This window comes from Shewanella sp. SM101, assembly GCF_025654465.1.
In the GTDB taxonomy this organism is placed as follows: Bacteria; Pseudomonadota; Gammaproteobacteria; order Enterobacterales; family Shewanellaceae; genus Shewanella; species Shewanella oncorhynchi.
Genome location: NZ_JAKKRH010000114.1, coordinates 1 through 1696, shown reverse-complemented (window position 1 = coordinate 1696; position 1696 = coordinate 1). Strand labels below are relative to the sequence as shown.

The 1696-nt window shown below is 42.6% G+C and carries 2 protein-coding genes and 1 pseudogene; 1 reads left to right on the top strand and 2 read right to left on the bottom strand.

All coding sequences use genetic code 11. The features are described from left to right. Positions 1 to 146 (bottom strand): transposase DNA-binding-containing protein (locus L5M38_RS24665; protein ID WP_411569304.1); only part of this gene is annotated, 146 nt, incomplete at its 3' end. A 17-nt stretch (positions 147 to 163) separates the two neighbouring features. On the opposite strand from L5M38_RS24665, the gene L5M38_RS24100 reads away from it, so the two are divergent. Continuing rightward, a complete protein-coding gene (locus tag L5M38_RS24100; protein ID WP_263180543.1) occupies positions 164 to 775 on the top strand; it encodes an inovirus Gp2 family protein in 612 nt (203 codons plus the stop codon). Between the two features lie 677 nt (positions 776 to 1452). Here the strand turns inward: L5M38_RS24100 and L5M38_RS24095 are convergent. Then, positions 1453 to 1696: pseudogene (locus tag L5M38_RS24095) on the bottom strand (IS4 family transposase); the annotation flags it as partial.

The window sequence follows — 1696 nt, the reverse complement described above, 5'->3', positions numbered from 1 at the left end:
CCATTACATGATCTGGCAACCGATTTGCCGCTGCCAACCGCCATATGTTCAGCAACGACGGTTAACCTTGCCGCTCTTCGTTTATCACCTAGCTCAGCATGATGAAAGTGATCGGCTGCCCATTGGCTCGGGTTAAAAATTGACATGGAAAATGGTGAAGTAAATGAATTTGCATGATCAGATCATCGGCAGTCAAGAGAGTTCCGTTTTTTTACTAATTATTTGTGTAGAAGAGACAGATTCAAAGGTGTTTGCGATAAGAGTTGATCTACGATTTCCTGATACGTTTGAATCGAGTGATACAGCAGTGATCACCCGTTTCTTCGAATCATTAAAAGCCCAGTTAAAAGCGGATTATCAGGCGAAACTACGAAACACAACTGACGGTCAGGTTCATGCAAGTGAGTTATTTTACATTTGGGTTAAAGAGATCAGCGGAAGGGATAAGTGTCATTACCATGTCTGTTTGTTCTTCAATGGCCATGCGTATAAAAGTTTAGGAAAGTTTGAATTGGGTCGGGCTAATATGTATAACCGAATACACAAAGCTTGGGCGAGTGCACTAAGGTTAGATATTTCCCATGCTCAAGGGTTAATCCATTTCCCAGAAAATGCTCAATATTTACTGTGTCGTAACCAAGCTGATTTCACTTACATTTACCAAGACTTGTTTAAAAGATTAAGTTATTTTGCTAAAACAGACACGAAAATTTATGGGAATGGTAATCACAACTTTGGTTGTAGTCGTATCTCGGGTCGGTTACAAAGTTGGTGATTAACTTACTTAGCACGATAGCTGCGAGTACAAATAGGGAAGTAAAGGGCAAGGGGCTCAAATCCCTTGCTTTTGTGTTTATAGAGAGTAGCAGTATATTCATAATCGCTCATCCATGCGAAGACCTCTTTGCTGATGCATCTCTCAATAGCCGGCTTCTTTTTGGTGGCGGATACACAACACGGTCAATCGTTCGCTGCCATCATACTGGTACATTGCCAGATAACCGGTGTCACCAAAGTCGATAAGCAGTTCCCTAAAACAATAGTCATTGCCATAGATAGGACGACCACTTTCGGAATTACAATAAACTAGCTAACGAAGACGGTCACTTGTTGTGAATTTTTTGACATGCCTTGATATGAAGCCTGCTAAAATAATAGATGGTTTAAACGAAACAACCGATAGAGGCAGGGAGCAAAGCAATGACGATAAACTATCGAGCTATTCATACTCGCAGTCCATGGCGAAAAGCACGACATTCATCGGTAGAAATGGCTATTAAAGGCCCTGATGGAGCCTTAAACTTGTTGAGAAGAAAAGGGCGTGTCGGAAAAAAATGGGATGATTATGGTTCCGTGTCATGCGTCTTTGTGTGGGAATCTGGTGAAGATTCGGGGTATGCATTTAGGCTGAAAGCTACGTCAACGACAGATGTTAAAGGCTGAAGGATCCCCTCATAAATCAGCCATAGCATAGCCATATTTGAGCAACTGATTGGCGAATAATACCCAGGCCGCCAGCAATTCTTTCTCCGTGATTTGATAATCAGGCCGCCTGAGTACCTCCAATCCCAAGCGAATCGTTGAGAGTACCGTTCGATGCCCAATGGTATTGGCCTGAAAATGCTTATCCCAGCCCTGTTGCTGTGCGTGTAAACCAACTAGCCACAACAGGCATTGAACCATCAACACCATCAAC

Bases quoted from the DNA above. Each gene is read 5' to 3' on its own strand.
- L5M38_RS24100 (WP_263180543.1), top strand. From the start codon at position 164: ATGAATTTGCATGATCAGATCATCGGCAGTCAAGAGAGTTCCGTTTTT.